At 72.6% G+C, this 24,272-nt stretch carries 25 protein-coding genes and 1 pseudogene; 16 read left to right on the top strand and 10 right to left on the bottom strand.

From position 1 onward, the window contains the following. The first annotated feature begins 16 nt into the window (after window positions 1–16). The 4 genes from BJY16_RS43700 to BJY16_RS43685 all read left to right on the top strand — a co-directional run bounded on the left by BJY16_RS43700 (window position 17) and on the right by BJY16_RS43685 (window position 4,570). Window positions 17–1,267 (top strand): Got1/Sft2-like family vesicle transport protein, encoded by a 1,251-nt coding sequence (locus BJY16_RS43700; RefSeq protein WP_185045579.1) that lies wholly within the window; start codon window positions 17–19, stop codon window positions 1,265–1,267. A gap of 291 nt (window positions 1,268–1,558) precedes the next feature. Then, window positions 1,559–2,740 (top strand): segregation and condensation protein A, encoded by a 1,182-nt coding sequence (locus BJY16_RS43695; protein WP_239177896.1) that lies wholly within the window; start codon window positions 1,559–1,561, stop codon window positions 2,738–2,740. Continuing rightward, complete coding sequence (gene scpB / locus BJY16_RS43690) at window positions 2,737–3,840, top strand: SMC-Scp complex subunit ScpB (protein WP_239177897.1); 1,104 nt, start codon at window positions 2,737–2,739, stop codon at window positions 3,838–3,840. Before BJY16_RS43695 ends, scpB begins: the two co-directional genes overlap by 4 nt. Further along, window positions 3,809–4,570: a pseudouridine synthase gene (locus BJY16_RS43685; protein WP_185045578.1), complete on the top strand. Its 762-nt coding sequence runs from the start codon at window positions 3,809–3,811 to the stop codon at window positions 4,568–4,570. Before scpB ends, BJY16_RS43685 begins: the two co-directional genes overlap by 32 nt. A gap of 42 nt (window positions 4,571–4,612) precedes the next feature. Here BJY16_RS43685 and BJY16_RS48875 read toward each other — a convergent pair whose 3' ends face one another. The 4 genes from BJY16_RS48875 to BJY16_RS43665 all read right to left on the bottom strand — a co-directional run bounded on the left by BJY16_RS48875 (window position 4,613) and on the right by BJY16_RS43665 (window position 9,328). Continuing rightward, a complete protein-coding gene (locus BJY16_RS48875) occupies window positions 4,613–5,146 on the bottom strand; it encodes a permease-like cell division protein FtsX (RefSeq protein ID WP_185045577.1) in 534 nt (177 codons plus the stop codon). A gap of 88 nt (window positions 5,147–5,234) precedes the next feature. Then, entirely contained in the window at window positions 5,235–6,029 is a 795-nt protein-coding gene (locus BJY16_RS43675) for an alpha/beta fold hydrolase (protein ID WP_185045576.1), read from the bottom strand. A gap of 58 nt (window positions 6,030–6,087) precedes the next feature. Then, window positions 6,088–7,971, bottom strand: coding sequence for a purple acid phosphatase family protein (locus BJY16_RS43670; protein ID WP_185045575.1), 1,884 nt, complete (start codon window positions 7,969–7,971; stop codon window positions 6,088–6,090). 10 nt (window positions 7,972–7,981) lie between these two features. After that, window positions 7,982–9,328 (bottom strand): AMP-binding protein, encoded by a 1,347-nt coding sequence (locus BJY16_RS43665; protein WP_185045574.1) that lies wholly within the window; start codon window positions 9,326–9,328, stop codon window positions 7,982–7,984. Between the two features lie 113 nt (window positions 9,329–9,441). Between BJY16_RS43665 and BJY16_RS43660 the strand changes: the two genes are divergently transcribed. The 6 genes from BJY16_RS43660 to BJY16_RS43635 all read left to right on the top strand — a co-directional run bounded on the left by BJY16_RS43660 (window position 9,442) and on the right by BJY16_RS43635 (window position 13,592). Next, window positions 9,442–10,527, top strand: coding sequence for an RNA ligase RtcB family protein (locus BJY16_RS43660; RefSeq protein WP_185045573.1), 1,086 nt, complete (start codon window positions 9,442–9,444; stop codon window positions 10,525–10,527). After that, a complete protein-coding gene (gene prfH, locus BJY16_RS43655) occupies window positions 10,524–11,123 on the top strand; it encodes a peptide chain release factor H (RefSeq protein ID WP_185045572.1) in 600 nt (199 codons plus the stop codon). Before BJY16_RS43660 ends, prfH begins: the two co-directional genes overlap by 4 nt. A 201-nt stretch (window positions 11,124–11,324) precedes the next feature. Then, complete coding sequence (locus BJY16_RS43650; protein ID WP_185045571.1) at window positions 11,325–12,248, top strand: hypothetical protein; 924 nt, start codon at window positions 11,325–11,327, stop codon at window positions 12,246–12,248. Between the two features lie 72 nt (window positions 12,249–12,320). After that, window positions 12,321–12,599: a hypothetical protein gene (locus BJY16_RS43645; protein WP_185045570.1), complete on the top strand. Its 279-nt coding sequence runs from the start codon at window positions 12,321–12,323 to the stop codon at window positions 12,597–12,599. A gap of 52 nt (window positions 12,600–12,651) precedes the next feature. Beyond that, complete coding sequence (locus BJY16_RS43640; RefSeq protein WP_185045569.1) at window positions 12,652–13,107, top strand: hypothetical protein; 456 nt, start codon at window positions 12,652–12,654, stop codon at window positions 13,105–13,107. Further along, a complete protein-coding gene (locus BJY16_RS43635; protein ID WP_185045568.1) occupies window positions 13,104–13,592 on the top strand; it encodes a hypothetical protein in 489 nt (162 codons plus the stop codon). Before BJY16_RS43640 ends, BJY16_RS43635 begins: the two co-directional genes overlap by 4 nt. Here the strand turns inward: BJY16_RS43635 and BJY16_RS43630 are convergent. Continuing rightward, window positions 13,582–14,325: an SDR family NAD(P)-dependent oxidoreductase gene (locus BJY16_RS43630; protein WP_185045567.1), complete on the bottom strand. Its 744-nt coding sequence runs from the start codon at window positions 14,323–14,325 to the stop codon at window positions 13,582–13,584. The genes BJY16_RS43635 and BJY16_RS43630 overlap by 11 nt on opposite strands. A gap of 82 nt (window positions 14,326–14,407) precedes the next feature. Beyond that, window positions 14,408–15,634: an MFS transporter gene (locus BJY16_RS43625; RefSeq protein ID WP_239177898.1), complete on the bottom strand. Its 1,227-nt coding sequence runs from the start codon at window positions 15,632–15,634 to the stop codon at window positions 14,408–14,410. A gap of 51 nt (window positions 15,635–15,685) precedes the next feature. Here BJY16_RS43625 and BJY16_RS43620 point away from each other — a divergent pair, with 51 nt between their 5' ends. The 3 genes from BJY16_RS43620 (at window position 15,686) to BJY16_RS43610 (ending at window position 18,236) form a co-directional block, all read left to right on the top strand. Continuing rightward, a complete protein-coding gene (locus BJY16_RS43620; protein ID WP_239177899.1) occupies window positions 15,686–16,588 on the top strand; it encodes a LysR family transcriptional regulator in 903 nt (300 codons plus the stop codon). Between the two features lie 73 nt (window positions 16,589–16,661). Beyond that, entirely contained in the window at window positions 16,662–17,891 is a 1,230-nt protein-coding gene (locus tag BJY16_RS43615; protein WP_185045565.1) for an alpha/beta hydrolase family protein, read from the top strand. Window positions 17,892–18,086: 195 nt separating this feature from the next. Beyond that, window positions 18,087–18,236, top strand: coding sequence for a hypothetical protein (locus tag BJY16_RS43610; protein WP_185045564.1), 150 nt, complete (start codon window positions 18,087–18,089; stop codon window positions 18,234–18,236). A 196-nt stretch (window positions 18,237–18,432) separates the two neighbouring features. Here the strand turns inward: BJY16_RS43610 and BJY16_RS43605 are convergent, their stop codons facing one another. Continuing rightward, entirely contained in the window at window positions 18,433–18,909 is a 477-nt protein-coding gene (locus BJY16_RS43605) for a P-loop nucleotide/nucleoside kinase family protein (RefSeq protein ID WP_185045563.1), read from the bottom strand. Window positions 18,910–18,955: 46 nt separating this feature from the next. Beyond that, a complete protein-coding gene (locus BJY16_RS43600; protein WP_185045562.1) occupies window positions 18,956–19,612 on the bottom strand; it encodes a nucleotidyltransferase domain-containing protein in 657 nt (218 codons plus the stop codon). Window positions 19,613–19,858: 246 nt separating this feature from the next. On the opposite strand from BJY16_RS43600, the gene BJY16_RS43595 reads away from it, so the two are divergent. Both BJY16_RS43595 and BJY16_RS43590 read left to right on the top strand, forming a co-directional pair. After that, window positions 19,859–20,716, top strand: coding sequence for a hypothetical protein (locus tag BJY16_RS43595; RefSeq protein WP_185045561.1), 858 nt, complete (start codon window positions 19,859–19,861; stop codon window positions 20,714–20,716). Window positions 20,717–20,808: 92 nt separating this feature from the next. Then, a complete protein-coding gene (locus BJY16_RS43590; RefSeq protein WP_185045560.1) occupies window positions 20,809–21,249 on the top strand; it encodes a ricin-type beta-trefoil lectin domain protein in 441 nt (146 codons plus the stop codon). A gap of 38 nt (window positions 21,250–21,287) precedes the next feature. On the opposite strand, the pseudogene BJY16_RS49080 reads toward BJY16_RS43590, so the two are convergent. Beyond that, window positions 21,288–21,401, bottom strand: a pseudogene (locus BJY16_RS49080) (DUF4259 domain-containing protein); the annotation flags it as partial. A gap of 140 nt (window positions 21,402–21,541) precedes the next feature. Between BJY16_RS49080 and BJY16_RS43580 the strand changes: the two are divergent. Further along, window positions 21,542–22,534, top strand: coding sequence for a LacI family DNA-binding transcriptional regulator (locus tag BJY16_RS43580; RefSeq protein WP_185045559.1), 993 nt, complete (start codon window positions 21,542–21,544; stop codon window positions 22,532–22,534). A 3-nt stretch (window positions 22,535–22,537) separates the two neighbouring features. Here the strand turns inward: BJY16_RS43580 and BJY16_RS43575 are convergent, their stop codons facing one another. Continuing rightward, window positions 22,538–24,148 (bottom strand): glycosyltransferase family 39 protein, encoded by a 1,611-nt coding sequence (locus tag BJY16_RS43575; protein WP_185045558.1) that lies wholly within the window; start codon window positions 24,146–24,148, stop codon window positions 22,538–22,540. Between the last annotated feature and the right edge of the window lie 124 nt (window positions 24,149–24,272).

Genomic DNA, 24,272 nt, shown 5'->3' with positions numbered 1-24,272 from the left:
GACCCATGGAGGACATATGAGCATGCCCGCTCTCGGCCCGGGCAACGGTGACGTCGCGTACCGGATGCAGGGGCTGCGGCACACCCCGGCGGAGCTGGAACTGGACGAGCCGGTGCCGGCCCGGACGCTGATCCGGCTCTGGCTCCGGGCGGCGGTGCCGGCGTTCCTCGTCGGGGCCGCCTTCGCGTTCCTGGCCCTGCTGGTCTTCCTCGCCGCCGAGCCCAGCCCGTTCCGCTCCGAGACGCCGGGGGCCGGGCTGTTCACCGTCGGGTCGCTGCTCAGCATCATCATCTTCGGGGTGGTGCTGCTGGCCGCCCGGGTCGACGAGCCGATCGCCGCGTGGCAGACGCTGCTGGAGGACCGCTGGCAGAGCGCCGACTCGGCGTACGCGGCGATCTACGGCACGCTGCGCCGGCGCGCCATCCCGGTCGAGGCGACCGCGGTCCGGGTCCGCAGCGACCTGCTCTCCCCGGAGGTGGTGAACAACCGCCTGCGGATCACCGACCGCGGCTACCAGCTGCACGTCTCGGTCTTCCCCTACGGCAGCAGCCTCTACCTGGGCTGGACGATGGGGCGCAGCCGCCGCGGCGCGACCCTGATCGGCCACTTCCTCAAGGACCTGGCCGGCGGCATGGCCGGCCGCGCCACCCCGATCACCCCGATGCTCCGCACCGAACGGGTCCGCGCCCTCCGCGAGGCCGTCCACGCCGCGGTCCGGGAGGGCGCCGAGGTGGCGAGCCAGGGCCTGGTCGTGCCGCTCGCTCCGACGTTCGGAGCCGAGGTGCCGATCCAGGACCTGCGAGCTCAGGCCGCGCCACCCGCTTACGGCCCGCCGCCGGGCTACGGCACCCCACCCCCCACCCCGATGCCGTCCGGGTACGCCCCGGACTCCTTCGCCCCGCCGCCCACCACCCCGTCCGCAGCCATCCCCACCAGCACCGCACCGTTCGCCCCGACCGCACCCGCTGCCACCGCGCCGGCCCCGCCCGCGCCCACTGCCACCGCGCCGGCCCCGCCCGCGCCCACTGCCACCGCGCCGGCCCCGCCCGCGCCCACTGCCGACGCACCCAGTGCCGACGCACCCACCGGCGACGCGCCCGCCGCCGAAGCCCCGACTGCGCCGTTCTCCGGTGCGCGGGCTCCCGCGGCTCCGGCCGATCCCAGCTCGGGCGAACCCGCTTGGGCAGCACCGCCCGCCGCGTCCAGCTCCGGTCCAGAAGGCACGCCGGATACACCAGCGCCCGCCAAGCCGGACAAGTCCGAATAGTCTCCGGACCGCCTGCGCTGCAGCCGCCACGGAGAAGGGGCGATGTTCCTATCCTCCTAGGATGCTCAAGACCCGGCGTTGCAGGGCTGAATATGGTGCGCCGGGGTTGATGACGGATTGGCTGCGTACCGGAAATGGGTCTTGGATGTCGGACAGCCGTGCGGGGGAGTGGTCTTCCGCCGGGTCGGTGATCATGTAGATCGCTCGGGCAGCAACCGGGCACCGGTTGGGGGCGTTGGTACCGGCGTGAGCCCGGAGCACGTTGTCACAGGCATGGTCTACGGTCGGCACGTGCTTGAAGAGCCTGCCCAGCCGGTGTCCGGCGACGCCCTCCAGCCGGACCTGGAGCCCACCGCATCCGATGATGCGGCGATCGCCGTGGCCACGGAGGCCGATCCCGAGAAGTCGGCCGGCGCGGTGGAGCCGGGACCGCCGATCGCGGAGGCGGCCGAGCCGGGAGCGCTGGGGGCCGAGCCGGGAGCGCCGGGGGCCGAGGCCGACGACGGGAAGTTCAAGGTCAAGCTGGCCAACTTCGAGGGGCCCTTCGACCTGCTGCTCCAGCTGATCGGCAAGCACAAGCTGGACGTCACCGAGGTCGCGCTGCACCAGGTGACCGACGAGTTCATCGCCTACATCCGGGCCATGGGCGACGACTGGGATCTCGGCGAGGCGAGCGAGTTCCTGCTGATCGCCGCGACCCTGCTCGATCTGAAGGCGGCCCGGCTGCTGCCCGCCGCCGAGGTCGAGGACGAGGAGGACCTGGCCCTGCTGGAGGCGCGCGACCTGCTCTTCGCCCGGCTGCTGCAGTACAAGGCCTACAAGGAGGCCGCCGCCCACCTGGCCGAGCTGGAGACGGCCGGTGCCAAGCGGTGGCCGCGGCTGGTCACCCTGGAGCCACGTTACGCGGAGGCGCTGCCCGAGCTGGTGCTCGGCATCGGCGCGCAGCGGCTGTTCAAGCTGGCGCTCAAGCAGTTCACCCCGAAACCGGGGCCGCCGCAGGTGTCGATCGCGCACATCCACCAGGTCCGGGTCAGCGTCCGCGAGCACGCCGAGCTGCTGCGCGACCGGTTGCGCCGGGCCGGGGTGGCCACCTTCAGCCTGCTGGTCGCCGACTGTGCGAACACGCTGGAGGTGGTCGCCCGCTTCCTGGCCCTGCTGGAGCTGTACCGGCAGAATCTGATCGACTTCGAGCAGCCGGTGTCGCTGGACGAGCTGACCGTGCGCTGGATCGGCGGCGATCAGGAGGCGGCTGAGCTGACCGTCGATGACTACGAGGGCAGTCCGGAGAAGATCGGCGACAAACCGGACCAATCGGCGGGTTCCGGGGCTGATGATGGCGGAGAGGCCGACACCGGTTCGGAGGATTCCCCGGCTGGTTCGGACGATTCGCCCGCGAGCGAGCTTGACGTCGCCGCCCCGGCTAGCGATCTTGGCGAGGGCGACGAGGCGGCCCTGGAGGAGAAACAGCAGTGAGCGACGAGCGTCCCGACTCCCTGGCCGCGCAGATGGGCGCGTGGGTGCCACCGTGGGAGCGCAGGCAAGACGAGCCGGACCGCGGGTTCCAGGCTGAGTCGGAGGAGCCGGTCCGGAGCCGGGACGCCGAGTCCGAGGAGCCGGTCCGGGGCCCGGAGGCTGAGTCCGAGGAGCCGGTCCGGAGCCGGGAAGCCGACTCCGAGGAGCCGGTCCGAGGCCCGGAGGCGGTCGACGCGCCGCAGCTGCTCCCGGAGGACGACGGCGAGGAGCCGGAGCCGACCGAGGTCGAGGTGGGGCCGGAGCTGCCGCTGCCCGAGCCGATCGAGGAAGCCGAGGAGGCCCCGGAGGCGGACGACGAGCCGGAGAGCGTGCCGGTCGACGCGCCGGCCCGGCCGGAGTTCGACGAGGCGTCCGCGGCCGGCTATCTGGCCGGGCGCCACGACGCGACGGCCGCGCTGGCCGCGGATGTCACGGACGTCACGCCCGCGCCGCCCATGGTGCCGGCGCAGGCGACCGGGCCGCGGGAGGCCGACGGCCGTACCGCAAAGGTCCTGGATGACGCCGAGCTGACCGCGGCCCTGGAGGCGATCCTGCTCGTCGTCGACGAGCCGACCAGCGAGCTGAAGCTGGCCGAGGTGCTGGAGCAGCCGGTCGAGCGGGTGGCCCGGACGCTGGACGACATCTCCGCGCGGTACACCGCCGCCGGGCACGGGTTCGACCTGCGGCGCGCGGCCGGTGGCTGGCGGCTCTACACCCGTCCGGAGTACGCGGAGTACGTGGAGCGGTTCGTGCTCGACGGGCAGTCGGTGCGGCTGACCCAGGCGGCGCTGGAGACACTCGCCGTGGTCGCCTACAAGCAGCCGGTGACCAGGTCGCGCATCTCGGCCATCCGCGGTGTGAACTGTGACGGCGTGATGCGTACGCTGGTCACTCGTGGCCTGATCGAGGAGTGCGGCACCGAGCCGGAAACCGGGGCATACCTGTACCGGACGACCGCTCTGTTCCTGGAGAAGCTCGGCCTGAACTCGGTCGATCAGCTGCCGCCGCTCGCTCCGTTCCTGCCCGACGATGTGGAAGAAGTACTCGATGCCTCAGGCTGACACCGCCGAACGCCTCCAGAAAGTCCTGGCCGCGGCCGGTGTTGGATCCCGCCGCGCCTGCGAAGACCTGATCTTCCGGCGGCGCGTCACGGTCAACGGCCGGGTTGCCAAGCTCGGCGACAAGGTCGACCCCGCCTCCGCCGAGATCTACGTGGACGGCGCCCGGGTGATCACCAACACCAAGCTGGTCTACGTCGCGCTGAACAAGCCCCGCGGCGTGGTCGCCAGCCTGGACGACGAGAAGGGCCGCACCGAACTCGCCGACTTCCTGCAGGGCAACTTCGAGCAGCGGCTGTTCCACGTCGGCCGGCTGGACGCCGACTCGGAGGGCCTGCTGCTGCTCACCAACGACGGCGCGCTCGCCCACAAGCTGATGCACCCGTCCTACGAGGTCTCCAAGACCTACCTGGCCGAGGTGCTCGGGCCGCTGCCGCGGACCGTCGGCCGGCGGCTGCAGGCCGGTGTCGAGCTGGAGGACGGCCCGGCCAAGGTCGACTCGTTCCGCCTGGTCGACGCGATCGGCAAGACCGCGCAGGTGGAGATCACCCTGCACGAGGGCCGCAAGCACATCGTGCGGCGGATGATGGACGAGGTGGGGCACCCGGTGACCCGCCTGATCCGGACCGCGGTCGGCCCGATCCGGCTCGGTGACCTGCGCCCGGGCGGTTTCCGCCACCTGTCGAACGCGGAGGTCGCCGCCCTGTTCAAGGCGGTCGGCGACGAGGTGTGACCCGGTGGGTCGCCGGCCGGCGGGCGACCGCCGGCCGGTGGCTCAGCAGGTGATCTTCGCGCCCGGCTCGTCCGCGGTCTCCAGCTGGACGATGCTCAGGCTGGAGACGCCCTGGTCGGCCAGCGGCAGCAGCGGGGAGCAGCTGAAGGTCGTCCCGACGCTGCTCACCTTGAACGACTCCGGCGTGGTCGCCTCGGTGAGCTTCTTGAGCTCCTCGGTGCCGGCGTAGGTCTTCTGCGCGTTCGCGTACGACTCGGCCTTGCTGACCAGCACGACGTCGCTGCTGCGGCCGGGCAGGTCGGTCAGGGTCGCCTTGGCGGCGTCCTTCTGCTGCGGGGTGGCGTCCAGTTTCAGCACCACCAGCAGGTTGTACTGGTGCTCGGGGGCCTGCCGCCAGCCGGCCAGCCACAGCCCGCCGAAGGTCGCGCCGGCCCCGACGACCAGCGCGAGCAGGGCCGGCAGCACCCACCCGCGGCTCGGCTGCGGGGCGGGCTCGGGCGCCAGGAAACGCCCGGACGGGGTCTTCGGCGCCGGCTTCTCGGCCGGCTCACCCGGCGGCACGGAAACATCACTCACGATCGCGGAACCTTACCGCCCCGGCGGGTTCCGCGGGAGGCTGCCGGCAGCATTGCTCCTTCGGCCGCCCCGCCGGAGCCGGCCCGGCTCATTGCTCCAGGAAGGCGTGCAGGGCGGCGTTGAAGGTGGCCGGCTGTTCCAGGTTGGGGAGGTGGCCGGCGTTGTCGATGACCGCCAGGGTGGAGCCGGGGATCAGGCGGTGCATCAGCTCGGCGTCGGCGACCGGGGTGAACTCGTCGTCGCGGCCGACGACGATCAGGGACGGGACCGTGACGTTGGTGAGCAGCTCCTGGTAGTCCTGGCGTTCGGCGCGACCGCGCAGGGCCGCCGCGGCGCCGGCCGGCGGGGCGTTGAGCATCATGGTGCGGACGTGGTCGGCGACGTCCGGCATCGCCTCGACGTTGTAGGCGGCCAGCATCTTCGACAGGTTCTCCGCGACGTAGCCGGCCATCCCCTCGGCCAGCAGCTGGTCGGCGACCCGGTTGCGGTGGGCGTGGCCCTCCGGGGTCTCGCCCTGCGCGAAGGTGTCGGCCAGCACCAGGCCGGCGATCCGCTCCGGGAAGAGCCGGTAGCACTCCATCGCGATCTGGCCGCCCATCGACAGCCCGGCCAGCACCACCTCGTCGAGGCCGAGGTGGTCGGCGAGGGCGAAGGTGTCCCGGGCGAAGGTCTCCAGCGTGGTCAGCCCGGGCACGACCGTGGAGCGGCCGTAGCCGCGCAGGTCGGCGGTGACCACCCGGTAGCCGGCGGCGGTCAGCGAGGCCACCTGCGGCCGCCACATCGAGCGGTCGAACGGGTGCCCGTGGACCAGGACGAAGGCCGGGCCGATGCCGGCGTCGTCGAAGCTGACCGTGATCCCGTTGACCTCTGCCGTGCGCGTCATGGCCACACGGTAGGAACCCGGGCCCGGCATCGGAAAGATCCAATGTCGCGAGCCTGGCTCACCCGGCGATGGTCAGCCCCGAGGTCCGCTTGAGCACGATCCGATCGATCTCGCTGTACGGCTTCCCGCTGCCGGGCAGCGCGTCCGCCAGGGTGCGCACGGTCATCGTGGTGCTGCCGCCGGTCGCCACGGGCGGCGCCACGTCGACCGCGATGAAGGCGTAGCCGTCGTAGCGGACCTGCGACCAGTCCACCGACTCGGGCACCCGGCCGCCGGTCGGCGCGCCCTTGCCCTTCTTCGGCTTGCCCTTGTCCTTGGTCCAGAAGTAGCTGTTGTCCACGGTCGAGGAGGTGTTCTCCTTGCCGCTCGGCTTGTGGCCGCGGTAGCGCTGCCCCTCGGGCAGTTTCCGCTCGCCCTTCGGGGTGACCCCGGCCGGGGGCGGCGCGTCCGGGCCGGGCGCCGGGCGGAACGGGTAGCGGGGCCGCCCGCCGGAGCCGACGCAGACGTAGGTGACCCCGTCCTGCGCCGGCAGCACGGTCGCGCCGTCCGGGGCGGCCTTGGTCCGCTTGCCGTGCCGGATCGGGTCGGTCCGCTCGAACAGGTGGTTGTGCCCCTGCACGGCCAGGTCCACCTGGTACTTGGTGAACAGCGGGTCGACCGCGGCGCGCACCCCGCCGTCCGAGGCGTGGTTGTGCGCGGTGGAGAAGGCGCAGTGGTGGAAGAACGCCACGATGAAGTCGACCCCGGACCCGGCGGCCCGCCACGCCTTGAGCGTCGAGGTCAGCCAGGTGACCTGCGCGCCGCCGGAGTAACCGGTGTTCGACTGCAGCTCCCAGGACAGCTCGTTGGCGTCCAGCGAGATCACCCCGACGTTGCCGTACCGGAACCGGTAGACCGACGGGCAGCCCTTCGGGCCGGTGGCCGGGAAGTCGAGGCGCTGCACGTGCCCGCCGTACCCGTGGGTGGGGCTGCCGCCCAGGTAGGTGGTGTTGCCGTAGAGCGGCTCCATGTCGTGGTTGCCGGTGGCGAACATCCACGGCGTGAACGCCGCCTGCGGCTCGATCTGGTTCAGGAAGACATCCCAGACGTACGGGTTGAACAGGTTCTTCCCGGCCGGGGCCTTGCCGGTCAGCGCGGTGGTGTCGTCGGCCGGCAGCCCGGTCCCGGACGGGTTGGCGTAGCAGATGTCGCCGGCCAGCAGGGTGAACGCGGGCCGCTGGGTGCCCATCAGCTTGGTGATCGTGGCGGCCGGCGTCTTGTCGGTGGCGTACTTGCCGGCGATCGGGTCGGCCGCCCCGTACGCGTTGTCGTCGAAGATCCCCTTCGGCCAGCCGGCGTGCGGCTTCTTCCAGGCGTACGCCGGGTCCTTGGGCGCGGTGTTGGTGCCGACGTCGGCGAACGCGGTGAAGGTGAACGGGGTGGCCGCCTCGGGTGCGGTGGTGAAGTGCGCGTCGCCGGTGACCGTGCCGTCGGAGAGCCGCACCCGGTAGTGGTAGACCGTGTTCGGCTTCAGCCCTTTGAGGGACGCCTTGGCGTAGAACTGGCTGCCGATCGGGCCGCCGGGGATGGCGTACTGCCCGACCAGGTGCTTGATCGCGGCCTCGACCCGGGTGCCGTACGTGCCGGGCGCGTCGCCGACGTCGACGAAGGCGCGCAGCTTGGCCGGCAGCGACCCGGTCCTGCTGACCAGCTGGGCGGTCACCGCCATCGCGTCGCGGGGCAGGTCACCCGCGCCCGGCACGAAGGACAGGTGTCTGCCGGAGACCACCACCCCGGCGCTGCCCGCCGTCCCGCCGGCCACCGCGAAGGCGCGCTGGGCCAGGCCGAACTGGCCGGTCAGGCCGGCCGCGGTCGCGGCCAGCAGCAGCGACCGGCGGGTCACCGGCTGCCGGGAGAGAAGTTGCTGGTTCCATTCGCTGAACTCGTCGACCGTGAAAGTCACATACCGAACGCTAACCGGTCATGAGCTGCTTTTTCTGGACCTTTCCCATTGCGTTCCGCGGCAACCTGGGCACCAGGTGGACGATCCGCGGCCGTTTGTGGGCGGCCAGGCGCTCGGCCACGAAGGCGATCAGCTCGTCCGGGGCGACCGGGTCGGCCACCACGAACGCGGTCACCTGCTCACCCAGGTCCAGGTGCGGGGTGCCGACCACGGCCGCCTCGTGCACCGCCGGGTGCAGCAGCAGCGCGTCCTCCACCTCGCCGGCGCCGATCCGGTACCCGCCGCTCTTGATCAGGTCGGTGGAGGCCCGGCCGACGATCCGGTGCCAGCCGTCCGGGCCGATGGTGGCCACGTCCCCGGTCGGGAACCAGCCGTCGATCAGCTCGGCCGGGCGCACGCCGTCGCCGCGCAGGTAGCCGTCGAGCAGGGTGGGGCCGCAGACCTGCAGGTTGCCGATGCTCACCCCGTCGTCCGGCAGCGGGTTGCCGACCTCGTCGACCAGCCGGGTGTGTATCCCGGCCAGCGGCAGGCCGACGTGGCCGGCCCGGCGTTCGCCGTCGGCTCGGGCGCTGACCGTGATCAGGGTCTCGGTCATCCCGTACCGCTCGACCGGGGCCTGGCCGGTCAGCTCGGCGAGCGCGTCGAAGACCGGGACCGGCAGCGGGGCGCTGCCGGAGACCAGCAGCCGGGCCCGGCGCAACGCGCGGGCGGCGGCCGGGTCGGCGGCGACCCGCGACCACACGGTGGGGACGCCGAAGTACATCGAGCCGGGTGCTTCGGCGTACGCGGAAGGGGTGGGCTTTGTCGTGTGCCGCAGCCGGGAACCGATCCGCAGCGGGCCGAGCACGCCCAGCACCAGCCCGTGCACGTGGTAGAGCGGCAGGCCGTGCACGAGCGTGTCGTCGGCGGTCCACTGCCACGCGGCGGCCAGGGCGTCCAGGTCGGCGGCGAGCGCGGCGCGGGAGATCACCACGCCTTTCGGCGCGCCGGTCGTGCCGCTGGTGTACAGCACCAGGCCGGGCAGGCCGGGGTCGGGCTCCGGCGGCACGCTGCCGGATCGTCTCGGTCCGGCTTCGATCAACTCGGCGCCGGAGTCGTTGAGGATGTGCGCGCGTTCCAGGTCCCCGGCATCCGGCGGAATCGGCACGATCGGCACCCCGGCCAGCAGGGCGGCCGTCACCGCGACCACCGTCGAGAGGTCCGGCGTCGCGTTCACCGCGACGATCCGCTTGCCGCTCAGCTCCTCGGCGAGCGCCGCGGCCCAGCCCAGCAGCTCGTGGCGGCTGACCCGCTGATCCGGGGTGACCACGAAGTCGGCGACGTCGGCGTCCTGCAGCAGCGCATCGAGCAGAGGCATGCAGTGATCATGCCCGACGTTATTCGGTTGCCCGGCCCGGCCGGGTCGGCAAGGCTGTCGCCCATGACTTACTGACGCCTCCACCCCGGGTCCTTCGCTCACCCTTCCCTGGAATGGTTGTGTCTGTTTTGTCTGCTAGCGTTGCTATTTTCGCGTCCGCTTCCAGCTGGATCGAGTCCACCGCCCTCGACCAGTGCCACCAGGTCGCCGCGCTGCCCGGCATGAAACACGTCGCCGGCATGCCCGACCTGCACCCCGGCAAGGGCGCCCCGATCGGCGCCGCGATGAGCTCCTCGGTGCTCTACCCGTTCCTGGTCGGCTCGGACATCGGCTGCGGCATCGCGGTCTTCCCGATCAAGCTCAAGCGGGTGGTGCCGGAGAAGCTCGCCGCCCGGTTCCCCGACCTCGACGAGGCCGACCACGCTTTTTTCGACGTGGCCGACGTGCCCGGCGGCTGGACCGAGAGCCTGGGCACCGTCGGCCGCGGCAACCACTTCGTCGAATTGGCCCGAGTCGGCACCGTTTTCGATTCTGACCACGCCACCCGGCTCGGCCTGGCCGCCGGCGACACCGTGCTGATCGTGCACAGCGGCTCGCGCGGGCTCGGCGAGCGGATCCTGCGCGCGCACACCGAGGTGCACGGCGCCGGGCCGGCCGCCGACCCGGCGGCCTACCTGGCCGCGCACGACGACGCGGTCCGCTGGGGCTCGCTCAACCGGCGGGTGATGGCGGCCCGGGTCGCCGACGCGCTCGGCGCCGCCTACCAGGAGCCGATCGTCGACGAGTGCCACAACTCGGTGGAGCTCCGCGACGGTCTCTACCTGCACCGCAAGGGCGCGGCTGACGGCGACCGGCGGGACGTGCTGATCGCCGGCACCCGCGGCACGCCGTCGTTCCTGGTGGCCGGGCACGCCGGCGAGGACGCCGGCTGGTCGGTCGCGCACGGCGCGGGACGCAAGATGTCCCGGGCCGACGCCCTGCGGCGCGGCAAGGTCAAGCACACGGTCGAGGAGCTTCGGCGTACGCCGGTCGGCTCGCTGGTCGTGTGCGGTGACCGGCAGCTGCTGTTCGAGGAGGCGCCGACCGCGTACAAGCGGATCGAGCAGGTGGTCGGCGACCTGGTCGAGCACAAGCTGGCCAGCAGAGTGGTGAGCACCGTGCCGGTGGTCACCTACAAGACCGCGGACCGGCGCCGATGAGCGTGCACCTGCTGATGTCGGCGGGCCGGGGGCCGCAGGAGTGCTCGTGGGCCCTCGCCCAGCTGCTGCGGCGCCTGGAGGCCGACGCCCGGTCACTGTCCGTCGTGGTCGAACGGGTGGAGACGGTCGCGGGGGAGCGGCCCGGCACCTACCGCTCGGTGCTGCTGCGGATCTCCGACGACCGGTTCGCGGCGTCCTGGACCGGGACGCTGTGCTGGCAGGCGCCCAGCCCGTACCGGACCGGGCCCGGCCGCAAGAACTGGTACGTCACCGCCCAGCCCTGCCAGGTCGGCGTCCCGCGCACCGCCTTCGACGAGTCCGAGGTGGACGTGGTGGCGATCCGGACCGGCGGGCCGGGCGGCCAGCACCGCAACAAGGCCAGCACCGCGGTCCGGGCCACCCACCGCCCGACCGGCACGGTGGTGGTCGTCGACACCGAGCGGCAGTTCACCCTGAACCGCCGGATCGCCCTGCGGCTGCTCCGCGACCGCCTCGCACAGTCCGATGTCGCCGCAGGCCAGGACGTGGTCACCGCCCGCTGGCGGATTCACGACGACCTGGTCCGCGGCGACCCGGCCCGGGTCGAGCGGCTCTGAGGCTGCCCGTGCGGCTGATCAAAGTCCGGCCAACTGGCAGCGCGCCGCCTCTGTCGGTGCCGCCGCCGATCTGTCAGGCTCGATGAGGTTCGCGGAGCCTGGGGGTGTCCGTTGGTCATGTTCCCTCGACCGGAAGAGGGACCGGAGGCGTCACGGGCGACGCCGGCCGATCAGTTCGCCGCGCCTCGGGAGGAAGCGTCCATGTCCTCGATCGAGCTCCTGATCTATCCACCCGACAGCGTCAAGGGCACCTACCCACCGGACGCCGTCACGGGCGGGGCCGATCCGGCGCCGGCGCCGGATCCGGCGGCCGAGCTGCGGCTCTTCGGGCTGCCCCAGCCGCTGCGGCAGGACGACCTGGAGCGCTGGGGCTTCGAGGTGGAGGCCCGGCCGCTGCGCTCCTACCCGCTGCGGCACTCCAGCGCCGGCACGATCCGCCCGGAGTACCACACCGTCGTGCACGCCACCGCCGGCCCGCTCCCGCGGCACCTCCAGGCGTACGGGCTCGGCCTGATGTTCCCGCCGCACACCGTGCACGCCCCCGACTCGACCACGGCCGGCGACGACTGCCCGCTCACCGCGGCCGACCACGTGCACCTGCGCCGGGCCGAGCTGGCCGCGGACGACCCGCTGCGCTCCGACCGGGTCCGGCAGATCCTCGGCTGGGCCAAACTCGGCCAGGACAACTCCGGCGTGGTCCGGGTCCTGCGCGCCGCCCTGGCCGACCAGGTCGACAAGCGCGCCGCCGCGGCCTGCGCCACCTCGACCCACCAGGCCGAGATGGTGATGCTCGGCGACGACGCGCTGACCCGCCTCGACTCCCGCTTCGTCGTGGAGCGTACGATCCTGCCGGCCGGCGCCCTGCTCGCCGACGACCAGGAGCTGGCCCACCAGTATGTGGAGCTGGTCTCGGGCGCCCCGGACGACCCCGCCGCACTGGCCGGTTTCCTGGGCGACCTGGTCGCTTTCGCCGCCGGCACCACCGGAGAAAACCTCTTGGGGTACGCGGACGGCCTCCCCGACCAGCGGGCCGCGCTGCTCGGTCTCTTCGGCCTGGTCACCGTCGACCCGTCGACGAGCCTGATGGTCCTCACCGCCGCCGGCCCGGCCCCCGACCGCGCCTGACGGTGACCGGGAAGGGTCCGGAACGCATGCTGATTGGGCCGCGACGGCGGGTGCCGGTTACGGTTGGCCATCATGACGACCTACTCCGGTCCCGCGAGGCTGACTCTCGCCGACGGCACGCTCGTGTCCGGCATGGCCTCGCTGAGCACCCATCAGCGCGGCGGCATCAACGGCTGGGGCGGCACGTTCCGCCCCGACCAGATCAGCCCCGCCGTCCGCGAGGCGGCCGACGGGCTCTCCCTGGAGCTGCCCTACGACCAGATCGGCACGGTCGCGGTCACCGGCGTCCGCAGGCTCCTGGCCACCCAGATCCTGATGTCCATCACCGGCACCGGCCCCGCCCCGTTCTGACGCCGCTGATCACGCGCCCCGCCGCCGGGCCGCCGCCGACTAGCCTCGTACCGTGACCGCAGAAGATCGGTTCCGGGTGATCGACGAGCTGCTCGGCCGCCCGTTCCCGGCGCACGAGACGACGGACGGGTTCGCCTCCAGCGGCCCCGGCCACCACGTCGTCGTCCTCCAGGCCAGCCAGGACTTCTGGGACGACCCGGACGATGACGTCGTCGAAGCGGCCGAGCGGGAGATCGACGACGCCTTCGAGTCCGCGGTGTCCGCCCTGACCGCACGCTGGGGCAAGCCCGAGCCGATCGACCTCGGCCGCTACCTGCCTAGCGAGGAGCCGGCCCCGGAACCGCTGCGGCAGCTCTGCGGGCTCAGCGGCCAGCTGCTCCTCTGGCGGCGCCCGGCGGGACGCTGGGCCGGACTCGCGGTCGGCCAGGCGGACCGTGAGTTCCCGATCATGCTGATCGCCGCGGTGGGGGCCGCGGGCGCCCCGTTCGTGGCCGGCGGAGGGCGGTGACGGTGGACGAGGCGTGGGTGCGGCGGTGGCGGGACGCGATGGTCGGGCTGGCCGAGCGGGTGCCGGTCGGGTTCCAGGACCACTTCGGGTACCCGCCGGACGAGCACGAGATCGGCGACGCGGCGACCGGGAGGGAACTGGCCGGGCTCGTCGGCGTACCGGAAAGCCTTCTGGTGTTCCATCGGGTCGTCGGGGAAGTGCGCCTTCCCGATGTGCACGTCGGATATTGGATTCACCGGCCGTCGCTGGAGGGCGATTTCCCGCATGCGCTCAGCGACGGCCGGCGAATCGTGGTTTTCGGCAGTGACGGCGGTGGTGGAATGTTCGCCCTGCCGCGGGACGCCGACGGGCCGGTTCTCCTCCTCAACGGCGGCGCCGTGGTCGGCGGCGTCCATGACGCTGACCGCATAGAGTTTTTCGCCGCGGATCTGCCGGCTTTTCTGACGTTTCTGCGGGAGCGGACCGAGGAGAATCTCAGGCGGTGAATCCGCCGTCGGCGTTGATGGCGGCGCCGGTCACATAACAGGCGTCCGGGGAGGCCAGGAAAGCGACCACCGCCGCGATGTCCGCCGGGTCCGCGTAGTGGCCCAGAGCGGTGACCTCGTTGATCGTTCCGGCCATCGGGCCGTCGGCCGGGTTCATCTCGGTGTCGGTCGCGCCGGGGTGCACCAGGTTGACCGTGATGGCCCGCGGGCCCAGCTCCCGGCCGAGTGCCTTGGTCAGGCCGACCAGGGCGGTCTTGCTCATCGAGTAGAGCGCGAAGCCGGGGAACGCCGCCCGGACCGCCACGTTGCTGCCGATGTTGATGATGCGGCCGCCGGCGGTCAGGTGCCGCACCGCGGCCTGCGCGGCGACGAACGGGGCGCGGATGTTGACCGCGACGGTCCGGTCGAGATCGTCCGGGCCGACCTGGTCGATCGGGCCGGCCAGGAACAGCGCGGCATTGTTCACCAGAATGTCCAGCCGCCCGAATGCGGCGGCGGCGCCGTTCACCGCGGCGACCACCGCGTCCGGGTCGGCGCTGTCGGCCTGGAATGCGACGGCCCGGCGGCCGGACTGCCGGATCCGCTCGACGATCTCGTCGGCCCGCGACGTGTTCCGCTGAAAGGTGATCGCCACATCATGGCCGTCCGCGGCGAGCCGCAGGGCGACGGCGGCCCCGATTCCCCGGCTGCCGCCGGTCACCAGGGCCACCCTGTTCTGCATCGTGTTTCCCATGCCGGCGAGCCTGCCGAAGAATGGTGTCCCGGTCTGGCGGGGATCGGACGTCGCATTCCGGCGACCGGTCACCGGTGAATGGTCAGCGCGGCGTCGGCGGCATCGCCGGATGAATGACGAGGCGCCGCATGGTCAGTGCCGCGACCGTGCCGAGCAGCGCCAGGATCAGGACGGCGAATCCGGTCATCGCGGTGAGCGCGGTGAACGCCTGGGTGGCGAGTCCGAGACCGATCACCGGGGCGGTCAGCCCGAGGTAACCGGCCAGGAACAGACCGGCGAGCGACTCGCCGCGGCGCTCCGGCGCGGCCAGAGCGCTGACCATGGCGACCGCGGTCTTGAACAGGGTGCCGGCGCCGACCCCGGCGATCATCCCGCCGAGCACGAAGAGCGGCAGGCTGGCCAGCGACATCCCGGCGAGCAGCAGCACCACGCCGGCGGCCTGGGCGGCGAGGCCGAGGGCGAGCTTGGCGGTCGCGGTGAGCCGGCCGGTCAGCGCCTGCGCGGCCGCGGCGGCGCCGAAGACCGCGAAGACCACGGCGCCGGCGAGCAGCCGGGACGGGTGGTGCAGGGTGCCGGCGACGAAGCCCGGGGCGACCGAGGTGAACAGGCCGAACACCGCGAACGCGGCGAACCCGGCGGCCAGGTAGCCGGCCACGGCCCGGTCGGCGGTGAACCGCTGCGGGCGGTAGACCGGCTCGGCCGGGCGCTCCAGCACGGTCTCCGGGGTCAGCGCGACGGCGGCGACGGCGACCAGCAGCAGGACGGCGAAGACGACGTACGGCGTCCGCAAAGGGGTCTGGGTGAACGCGGCGATCCCGCCGGCCAGCAGCGATCCGAACCCGAGCCCACCGGTGTTGGCCGCCGTGGAGACGATCTCGAAGCGCTGCTTCGAGGCGCCGGGGCGGTGCGCGGTGTGCAGGTCGTGCAAGTACGCGGTGGCCGTCGCGGTGATCAAGCCGACGCCCAGGCCGGTCAGGAACCGGGCGGCCAGCAGCACCGGCAGCGCCGTGCCGGCCAGGAAGAGCACCGCCGCGGCCAGCTCCAGGCCGAGCGCCGGGATGAGGATCCGCTTGCGGCCGGTCCAGTCGGAGATGTGCCCGGCGAGCAGCAGGCTGATCACCACGCCGACCGCGTAGACCGCGAACACGATGGTGCCGGTGAGGGTGGAGAAACCGTCCCGCGCCGAATAGAGCGGGTAGAGCGGGGTCGGGACGGTGGAGAACGCCATCGCGATCAGGAACGCGCCGGCGATCATCCAGAACCCGGCGCCGTGCCGGGTGGTGACCGGAGCGGGAGCCAGAAGAGTCATGCCGACAGCTTCCGCACCAGCGAGCATCACGTCCAACGAATCATTTCGAAGGTGACCATCAAGATCTGCGATACTTGCGGCGTGGAGCTGCGCCAGCTGGAGTACTTCGTCGCGGTCGCCGAGGAGCAGCACTTCTCCCGGGCCGCCGAGCGGCTGCACGTGGTCCAGTCCGCGGTGTCCGCCGCGATCAAGACGCTGGAGCGCGAGCTCGGCGTCCCGCTGTTCGACCGCAACGCCAAGCGGGTGCTGCTCACCGACGCCGGCGCGGCCCTGCTGCCGCGCGCCCGGACCGCCCTGGACGCGGCCCGCGACGCCCGGGACGCGGTCGACGAGGTGCGCGGCGGCCTGCGCGGCACGCTGCGGCTCGGCGTGCTCACCTCGATCCGGCTGCTCGACCTGCCCGCCCTGCTCGGTGAGTACCATCGCCGCCACCCCGGCGTGCTGCTGCAGACCAGCGCCGCCCCGTCCGGCTCGGCCGGCCTGGTCACCGCACTCACCGAGCACCGTCTCGACCTGGCCTTCGTCTCGCTGCCCGGCCCGCCGCCACCCGGCATCCGGCTGCTCCCCCTGGCGTCCGCGCAGCTCGACCTGGTGGTGCCGCCCGGCCACCCGCTCGCCGGCCGGGAGTCGGTGCCGATCACCGAGCTGGCCGGCCTGGACTTCATCGACTCGCCGGCCGGTTACGGCAACCGGGCGGTGGCCGACCGGGCGTTCGCCGCGGCCGGGGTCCGCCGCCGGGTCACCATCGAGATCAGCGACATCGGCACCGGCGCCGACTACGTGCGGCACGGGCTCGGGATCACCCTGCTGCCCCGGTTCCTGCTGGACGGGATCACCGGAGTGGCGGTGCTGCCGGTGACCGGCGCGGACCTGCGCTGGCCGTTGTCGCTGGCGATGCCCGCCGACCGCACGCCGGGCGCCGCCACCCGCGCGCTGATCGACCTGGTGTCGTAGGGGACTTTTCCCTACCCCGGGACTGCGGTCAGCAGGATCGAACCCGACCGGCGCGCTGCCTAGCGTCAGGACCATGCGAAAACATCGACGGATCATCGCGGCATTCCTGCTCACGGCGGTCGCCGTGGGGGCGGTGAACACGCCCGCCGCCGCGTCACCGGCCATCGACCGCGGTGCGCTGCTGGCGCAGCACCCGCTGACCACCTACGAGTCCGGGGCCGAGGTCGGCTCGGCGCTCACCGCCGCGGGTTTCCACACCCCGAGTTCCCGGTACGGCGTGAGCCTGCACCAACTCGTCTACCGCACGGTCGACGCCCACGGCCGTCCCACCGCGGCCAGCGGTCTGCTGGTCCTGCCCCGCACCGGCGACCGCCACCTGCGGACGGTGTCGTTCGGCCATGGCACCTCGGTCTACCGCGGCGACGCCCCGTCGGTCGCCCCGGACGACATGTTCCTGTCCGGCCCGGCGATCACCTTCGCGTCCACCGGGTTCGCCGCGGTCGCCCCGGACTACCTGGGACTGGGCGCCGGCGCCGGCCCGCACCCGTGGATGGACGTGCCGACCGAGACCAGCGCCTCGCTCGACCTGCTCCGGGCGGCCCGCACGTTCGTCGCCCGGCAGGGCCGCACCCTGGACCGGGAGGTGTACGCGGCCGGCTTCTCGCAGGGGGCGTCGGCCGCGCTCGGGCTGGCCCGGGCCCTGCAGGGCGGGGCGGACCCGTGGTTCCGGCCGGCCGCGGTCGCCCCGATCAGCGGGGCCTACGCGATGCGGCGGGTGGAGATCCCGGCGGTGTTCACGCCCGAGGTGACGCCGAAGCTGGGGGCGGCGTACATGGCGTACCTGCTGTCGTCCTACGACCGGCTGCACGACATCTACCGCGACCCGCGCGACGTGTTCGCCGCGGGCTACACCGGCATGGGCGAGCTGTTCGACGCCAGCCACCCCGGCCCGGAGGTGATCGCCGGTGTGCCGGACTCGGTCGGCGAGCTGCTCACCCCGCGCGGGCGGGAGCTGCTGCTGCACCCGAACGCCCGGTTCGCCGCGGCGCTGCGCGAGGCGGACAGCGTCTGCGAGTGGCAGCCGGCGGTGCCGGTGCGGCTTTACGTCAGCCCCGGCGACGAGCAGGCGGTCACCGGGAACGCCACGGCGTGCCGGTCGTCGTTCGCCGCTCGCGGCGCCCGGGTCCCGGCGGTCGACGTGGGCGTGGACCGCTCCTTCAGCGGGATGGTCCACGAGGGCGCCGAGCTGCTGGCCGTGCCGCGGATCGCGGAGTGGTTCAGCGCCCTGGCCGGGTCCCACTGACGGGCCGGCGGCTGGGCCGGCGCTGCTGGCCGGGCGGACGGGGGTCCCGCGCGGGGATTAGTCCGGATCGGCGGGCCGGAACGATCATCGGATCGTCCGGCCCGCTGGTCCGGCAAAAGGGATGATGTTCTCTAGCAGTACTAATACCGACAGTCCTAGCGTGAGAGGCGAAATCCGATCTTCTTGAGGACAGCCATGCACCGTCGTCACCCGTCCCACCCGGCCGCCGTCCGCCGCCGCGCCGCCTTCGCCCTCTTCCTGGTCACCACCGCCGTCCTCGGCGGCGTCCACGACCTGGTCACCGGCCCGCCACCGCACTGCCCGCCCCACCACAGCTGCCACTGACCACCGGCCGGGCTGCCGGAATGTCCGGGTCCGGGCAGCTGGCTCCAGCGAGGATCGCCACCAGATCGGCGGTGAGCCCCTCGGGCGACCGTGACTCCGGCAGCACTCACAGGGCGCCCCCGGCCTGTAGAACCCGTGCAGAGAGGCCACCCACCGCCGGTGCACGGCAAGGATCTGCGGCATTGCCCGCTGCTGGTCACTCTGCGGGCCGCGGGTCATAAAGCGCGAACTCCCGCTCGTCCGGGGGCTCGAACTGGCGGCGCCATCGGTCGAGGTCGGACCGCTGGATGGGCGGGTCCTCCATGGCGCGCGCCTGGATGCGGCGCCAGAGTTCGTCGTTCGGGACGTCGAGGTGTACGAGCTGGACCGCGGCGCCGAGCTGCCGCGCCTGGAGCCGGAGGGCATCACGTTCGGAGCGGGCCCACGTCCCCCACTCGATGATCACGGTGGTGCCGACGCTCAGGAGTTCCCGGGCGAGCGACCACTGCAGGGCTTCTATGCGGTCGCGCATCTCGGCGTCCCACAGGGTGACGCCGAGCGCGGCCATCCATTCGTCGGGACCGAGCCGGACACCCCGCCGCCGCGTGGCGATCTCCTTGGCCGTGGTGGTCTTTCCGCTCCCCGGGAGCCCGCAGACGATGACGAGGAGCCCGCGCGGCGATTCACTGTTCACGTACGCCATCGTCCCGTGCCGCCGTCAAGCGGGCAGCAGGTCCCGGCTACGCACGGTAGCCCTCGAACAGGGGGCCGCCGGCGCTGTCCAGCACCTCGGTGGCGAGCGCGGCCGGGTCGTCGCGCGACGCCAGCCAGCGCTCGGCGAACGCCGGGTCGTGTTCACGCAGGTCGCGCAGGAGCCACTTGCCGGTGCTCAACCAGCGGCCGGCCAGCGAGAGGAACGCCTCGGCGGTGCCGGTCCACAGCGTCGCGGCGATCACTGTGCGTTCACCGGGGTCGGTGGCGTGACGCAGGTCGTCGAGGCCGTCGGTCAGGCCGTACCGGAGCCAGTCCTGCTCGGCGGTGGTGAGCGGGCCGGGCCCGGCGGCGAGGATCTCGCCGCACCGCGCCGGGAGCTCTCCCGGGTCGCCGCAGAGGACGACGCCGTCCGCCAGCATGCGATGCGTGCTCGGCTTGCGCTGGGCCAGCTCGCTCGCCAGGAAGCCGGCGAGCCGGTCGCTGGTGTGCACGAAGAACTCCACCGGCCAGCCCCGGTGCCGCAGGCTCTCCCGATGGCCCGGGTCGGTCTCGTCGAGCACCACGATGTCCAGGTCGGAGCCGGCCGTGCGGCGCGGGCCGACCACGCTGCCGGTGAGCATCGCCCACTCGGCCGCCGGGAAACGATCGAGGACCAGTTCGCGGGCGACATCCACCGGATCCACGGATAGCTCCCTCTCTGACCGTTTCCGGTCACGCTGGGCGGAACGTTCGATCGATGATCACCCGTTGGTGCGAATCCGGCAAACTTTTTCGAGGTTTTTGGAACACCGCTCTGACCTGCGGTTTTCCGGGTCTTTCCGGGGCTCCGGAGGCCCCGGGCGGAGGACCGGCGTTGAACCGCCCGGCCGACTGCCCCCGTATGGCCCCCCAACCGGTGAACATCGACGTCCCACGACGAGGAGTGCTTCATGAGGTCGCGCGCGTACCGACGCAACCAGGGGATTCAGGGCAACCGCCGGAAGGCGATCGGCGCGGCGGTGGTCGCCGGAGTTCTGGTCGCCACCGGCGTGGCCGGGGTCCAGCTGGCGAACGCGAGCACCCAGCCCAAGGCGGCCGATCTGGTGAGCGTGGACGGTCAGCAGTTCGACATCTCTCAATGCAAGGAGCTGCAGGTGAACGCCGGCAGCGTGGTCTGCGACGGCGAGGAACTGCAGCCGGTCGCGGCCCAGGACGCGGGCGCCGCGGCGATCGCCTCGGCGCAGGCCCTGGAAGCGGCGTGCGACCAGTTCGCGGCGGACGCCGCGGCGGCGACCGGGGAGCAGGCCGGGCAGGCGGCGGAGCAGAGCGCGGCGGAGAACAAGGCCGCGAACAAGAAGCTGGCCAAGAAGTACCTGAAGGCGCTGAAGAAGGCGGCCGGCAAGGGCGCGGAGAAGGGCGCCGACAAGGGCAACGGCAAGGGCAAGGGCGCCGCTGAGCAGGGCGCGGCCGGCGAGCAGGGTGCCGCAGACGACCAGAACGCCGGCGACCAGGGTGCGGCCGGGGACCAGGGCGCGGCTGCCCAGGCGGTGACCTCGGCTCAGGCGACTCTGCTGCAGGCTTGCCTCGCGCTGGCCGACGCCAAGGCGGTGGCCGGGGCGGCCGGCGCGGGCGCCGAGGACCAGGGCGCCGGTGCTGAGGACCAGGGTGCCGGCGAGCAGGGTGCGGGTGCTGAGGACCAGGGTGCCGGCGAGCAGGGTGCCGGCGCTGAGGACCAGGGCGCGGCCGAGGAGGCGGGCGCGGCAAACGACGCCGGAGCGGCCGGCAAGGCTCCGGCTGCCAAGAAGTGACGCGCTGAGCGTACGGAAACGGGGTGGGCCTTCGGTGCCCACCCCGCCCGTTTTCCTGCGGTCTCGCACCGGGAATTCCTACAGTTCAACTCATGCAGCGAAGCACCCGGGCGCTGGCCGCGCTCACCGCCGGATTCGCGGCCGCCGCGCCCCTTCCGGCGCCGCCGCCACTGCATCAGGGCTCGATCGTGACCTGGTCGGACAGCACCCGGTGCCTGACCGGCGGGGCGGTCGGCAGCGTCCTGAGCACCCGGCCGTGCTCGAACGGGGCGGTGGGCCAGCAGTGGTTCCAGGCGAGCACCGGCGCGTTCTACAACGGCGAGAACTGCGTTCGCGCGGAAGGCACCGTGGTCCGGGTCGCGCCCTGCGACGGCGCCGATCCGGCGCAGGACTGGTGGTTCGTCAAGGTGATCCGCAGCGGCCGCCACGGCCGGTGCCTCACCGAGGAGACCGTCGACCGGGCCGGCACCGGAACGGTCCGCCTGCGCGACTGCACCTGGCGCCGCGACCAGAAGTGGCGCTCCGGCTCCTGACCGGCCACCGCCGGGATGTCCGATCGCTCGTCCAGCGCCCGCCCGACCAGCTCGACCCGCTCGGCCGGTGAGGCGGCGTCCAGCGTGATGGCGAAGTCGCCCGCCTCATCGTTCTCGAACGGCTCCACACCCCAGGTCCCCACGGCAGCCATCCTGCCCGACCGAGCTTCGGCCGGAGCCGGGCGGTGGGGTGGGTTCGACTGCCTCGTCCGGCCGGGGTGGACCGTGCCGGAACGGCGCTCGCGGGCGGGCGGCGTGCGAGCCGTTGGCCCGGTCGATAATGATGGGGATCATGGCGACCATCTATGACGTCGCGCAGCGAGCGCAGGTCTCCCCGGCCACCGTCTCCCGGGTGCTCAACGGTCAGGCCACCGTCGACCCGGATCTGGCCGCCCGGGTGCAGAGCGCGGTCCGCGATCTCAACTACCGACCGAACAGCGTGGCCCGCAACCTGCGCCGCAGCCGCACCACGCTGTGGGCGGTGATCATCTCCGACGTGGCGAACCCGTTCTTCACCGCGCTGGTCCGCGGCGTCGAGGACGTCGCCCAGCGGGCCGGCTACTCGGTGGTGCTGTGCAACAGCGACGAGGACCCGGGTAAGGAGGCGAGGTACGTCACCGCCGCCCTGGAGGACCAGATGGCCGGCGTGATCATCTCCAGCGCCGGGGAATCGGCGAACGTCAACCGGCTGATCGAGGCGGGCACTCCGGTCGTGGCGATCGACCGGCAGATCAGCGGCGCCCGGGTGGACAGCGTCCTGGTCGACAACGAGCACGGCGCCGAGTTGGCCACCACGCACCTGATCGACCACGGCTACCGGCGGATCGCCTGCATCACCGGGCCGAGCCAGCTGTCGACGGCGGTGCAGCGGCTGCGCGGCTACCAGCGGGCGTTGACCGCGCGCGGGCTGGCGGCCCCGGCCGAGCTGGTCCGGCACGCCGACTTCCGGGAGGACGGCGGGTACACCGCGATGGCGTCGCTGCTGGACGCGGGCGACCCGCCGGACGCGCTGTTCGCCGCCAACAACCTGATGACCGTCGGCGCGGTCGAGTGCCTGGTCGACCGGGGCGTCACCATCCCGGCCGGGATGGGCGTGGTCGGGTTCGACGAGATCCCCGGGGCGCGGCTGTTCCGGCCGTCGCTGACCACGATCGCGCAGCCGACCTACGAGCTGGGCCGGACCGCGGCGACGCTGCTGGCCGAGCGGATCGCCGAGCCGGACCGGCCACAGTCGACAGTCACCCTGCTCACCGAGCTGAAGGTGCGGGAGAGCAGCCGGCGCTGAGCGTCAGCGGCTGCACCGGACGACCCAGAAGGCGCCGACCGAGGCCACCTTGCGCCTGGTGACCGGGGTCGTCCCGGCGCACTTCTTCGGCTCGTCGACTCGGTAGATCCCGAGGTATTCCGGGGAGGCGATCAGCGCCGGATCGTCCTGGTGGAAGTAGAACGACCGGTAGTTGCGGACGAAGTAGACACTGCCGCGCAGCTCGATCTGCGCGTGGGCGCGGAACTCGCGCGGGTCGACGTCGCGGTAGAACAGCAGGTAGAGGTAGTTGAGCGGGATGCCGTCGGAGAGGTAGACCGGCTGGCCGGGCGCGGTGTGGCGTTCGGCGACGGTCAGCGCCCGGTCCAGGCCGGCGGCGAACCGGGTGCGGACCAGGTCGTTGTAGCCGGTGAAGTAGTCCTGGACGAAGGCGGCGTGGTAGAGCAGCGCCACCGACAGGACGGCGGCGATCACCGCGCGGCCGGCGCGGGCCTCGGCGATCGACCGGGCGATCCCGTCCAGGCCCAGCGCGGCCAGGATGATCAGCGGGAGGAAGAGCGCGTTGATCCGGTTGACGTTGAGCTGGACCAGGAAGAACATCGGCAGGGTGGCGCCCAGCCAGAGCAGCGGGACGTCGGTCCGGCGCCGGAGGGCGAAGTAGCCGCCGACCGCGGCGAGCGGGATGATCACCAGGCCGAACGGCAGGTAGGGCGACATCACGTTCCACGGCAGGCCGTCGTCGAAGCCCCGCACGGCGAAGCGCACGTTGTCGGCGACCAGGCTGTCCGTGTTGATCTCCGAGACCCGGCTGCCGGGCAGCAGTGGCACCCCGAACGGCAGCGCGGACACCCAGCCCGGCGCCCGGTGCAGGATCTGGTTGACCAGCAGGAACATTCCGTACGGCAGCGCCACCAGGCCGAACAGGGCGACGCTGGCCGTGGTGGCGAGCGGGCGGCGGCGTACCGTGCCGAACCGGACCGCCAGGAAACCGGCCACGAACAGCACGACCACCAGGGTCGCCGCCGCGTAGGCGTAGAAGACCAGCGCCATCGGCATCAGCGATACCGGCAGCAGCCAGCGCCGCTCCGACTGGTGGGCCACCACCAGCAGCCAGACCGCGATCAGCATCACCGGTGGCAGCAGGTTCGACTCCAGCGACCAGCGCGACATCATCACGTGCCACGGACAGGCCACCAGCAGCAGCGCCGCGAGGATCCCGGCCCGGCGCCCGGCGAGCCGGGTGGTGAGCGCGTAGGTGACCGCGACGGTCAGCACGCCGAGCAGGGCCGGCAGCAGCCGCACGGCCAGCGGCGTCGGACCGAGGACCGCGACGAAGGGCATGTTGAGGTACGACAGCAGCACGTTCTGCCCGCTGCCGAAAGCGGTGAAGTAGGCGGGCCAGCGGGTGCCCCACCGGTCGGTGCCGGCGCTGAGCAGCGACAGCGTCTCGTAACCGGCCGACACCTCATCCTGGTTCAGCCCGTGCGGCACCCCCGGGAACCGGTAGAGCCGGACGGCCGCCGCGATCACCAGGATCAGCGTCAGCGCGAGCCATGGCCGGCGTTCCGTGCTCGATCCGGACCGGCCGGTGTCCGCGGGGGACACCCGGTCCAGGATGGTGGTAGTGGTGTCCATTTATCCCCCGTGCCGCATTCCGCACCGCAATCTAGCGGAGCGGCGGGGGTGGCGGATTCGTCGCGAGCGACCATTCGATCAGTGGTCATCACGCGTTCACCGGAGAATGGCCGGGGCGCCTCCT

Origin of the sequence: Actinoplanes octamycinicus, from assembly GCF_014205225.1 — a bacterium.
In the GTDB taxonomy this organism is placed as follows: Bacteria; Actinomycetota; Actinomycetes; order Mycobacteriales; family Micromonosporaceae; genus Actinoplanes; species Actinoplanes octamycinicus.
Note: the sequence above shows the minus strand (reverse complement) of the source record. Positions and strands in the feature narration are given on the sequence as shown.

Bases quoted from the DNA above. Each gene is read 5' to 3' on its own strand.
- BJY16_RS43700 (WP_185045579.1), top strand. From the start codon at position 17: ATGAGCATGCCCGCTCTCGGCCCGGGCAACGGTGACGTCGCGTACCGG.
- BJY16_RS43685 (WP_185045578.1), top strand. From the start codon at position 3,809: ATGTGGAAGAAGTACTCGATGCCTCAGGCTGACACCGCCGAACGCCTC.
- BJY16_RS43675 (WP_185045576.1), bottom strand. From the start codon at position 6,029: ATGACGCGCACGGCAGAGGTCAACGGGATCACGGTCAGCTTCGACGAC.
- BJY16_RS43665 (WP_185045574.1), bottom strand. From the start codon at position 9,328: ATGCCTCTGCTCGATGCGCTGCTGCAGGACGCCGACGTCGCCGACTTC.
- BJY16_RS43660 (WP_185045573.1), top strand. From the start codon at position 9,442: ATGGTTGTGTCTGTTTTGTCTGCTAGCGTTGCTATTTTCGCGTCCGCT.
- prfH (WP_185045572.1), top strand. From the start codon at position 10,524: ATGAGCGTGCACCTGCTGATGTCGGCGGGCCGGGGGCCGCAGGAGTGC.
- BJY16_RS43650 (WP_185045571.1), top strand. From the start codon at position 11,325: ATGTCCTCGATCGAGCTCCTGATCTATCCACCCGACAGCGTCAAGGGC.
- BJY16_RS43645 (WP_185045570.1), top strand. From the start codon at position 12,321: ATGACGACCTACTCCGGTCCCGCGAGGCTGACTCTCGCCGACGGCACG.
- BJY16_RS43630 (WP_185045567.1), bottom strand. From the start codon at position 14,325: ATGGGAAACACGATGCAGAACAGGGTGGCCCTGGTGACCGGCGGCAGC.
- BJY16_RS43625 (WP_239177898.1), bottom strand. From the start codon at position 15,634: ATGACTCTTCTGGCTCCCGCTCCGGTCACCACCCGGCACGGCGCCGGG.
- BJY16_RS43615 (WP_185045565.1), top strand. From the start codon at position 16,662: ATGCGAAAACATCGACGGATCATCGCGGCATTCCTGCTCACGGCGGTC.
- BJY16_RS43610 (WP_185045564.1), top strand. From the start codon at position 18,087: ATGCACCGTCGTCACCCGTCCCACCCGGCCGCCGTCCGCCGCCGCGCC.
- BJY16_RS43595 (WP_185045561.1), top strand. From the start codon at position 19,859: ATGAGGTCGCGCGCGTACCGACGCAACCAGGGGATTCAGGGCAACCGC.
- BJY16_RS43590 (WP_185045560.1), top strand. From the start codon at position 20,809: ATGCAGCGAAGCACCCGGGCGCTGGCCGCGCTCACCGCCGGATTCGCG.
- BJY16_RS43580 (WP_185045559.1), top strand. From the start codon at position 21,542: ATGGCGACCATCTATGACGTCGCGCAGCGAGCGCAGGTCTCCCCGGCC.
- BJY16_RS43575 (WP_185045558.1), bottom strand. From the start codon at position 24,148: ATGGACACCACTACCACCATCCTGGACCGGGTGTCCCCCGCGGACACC.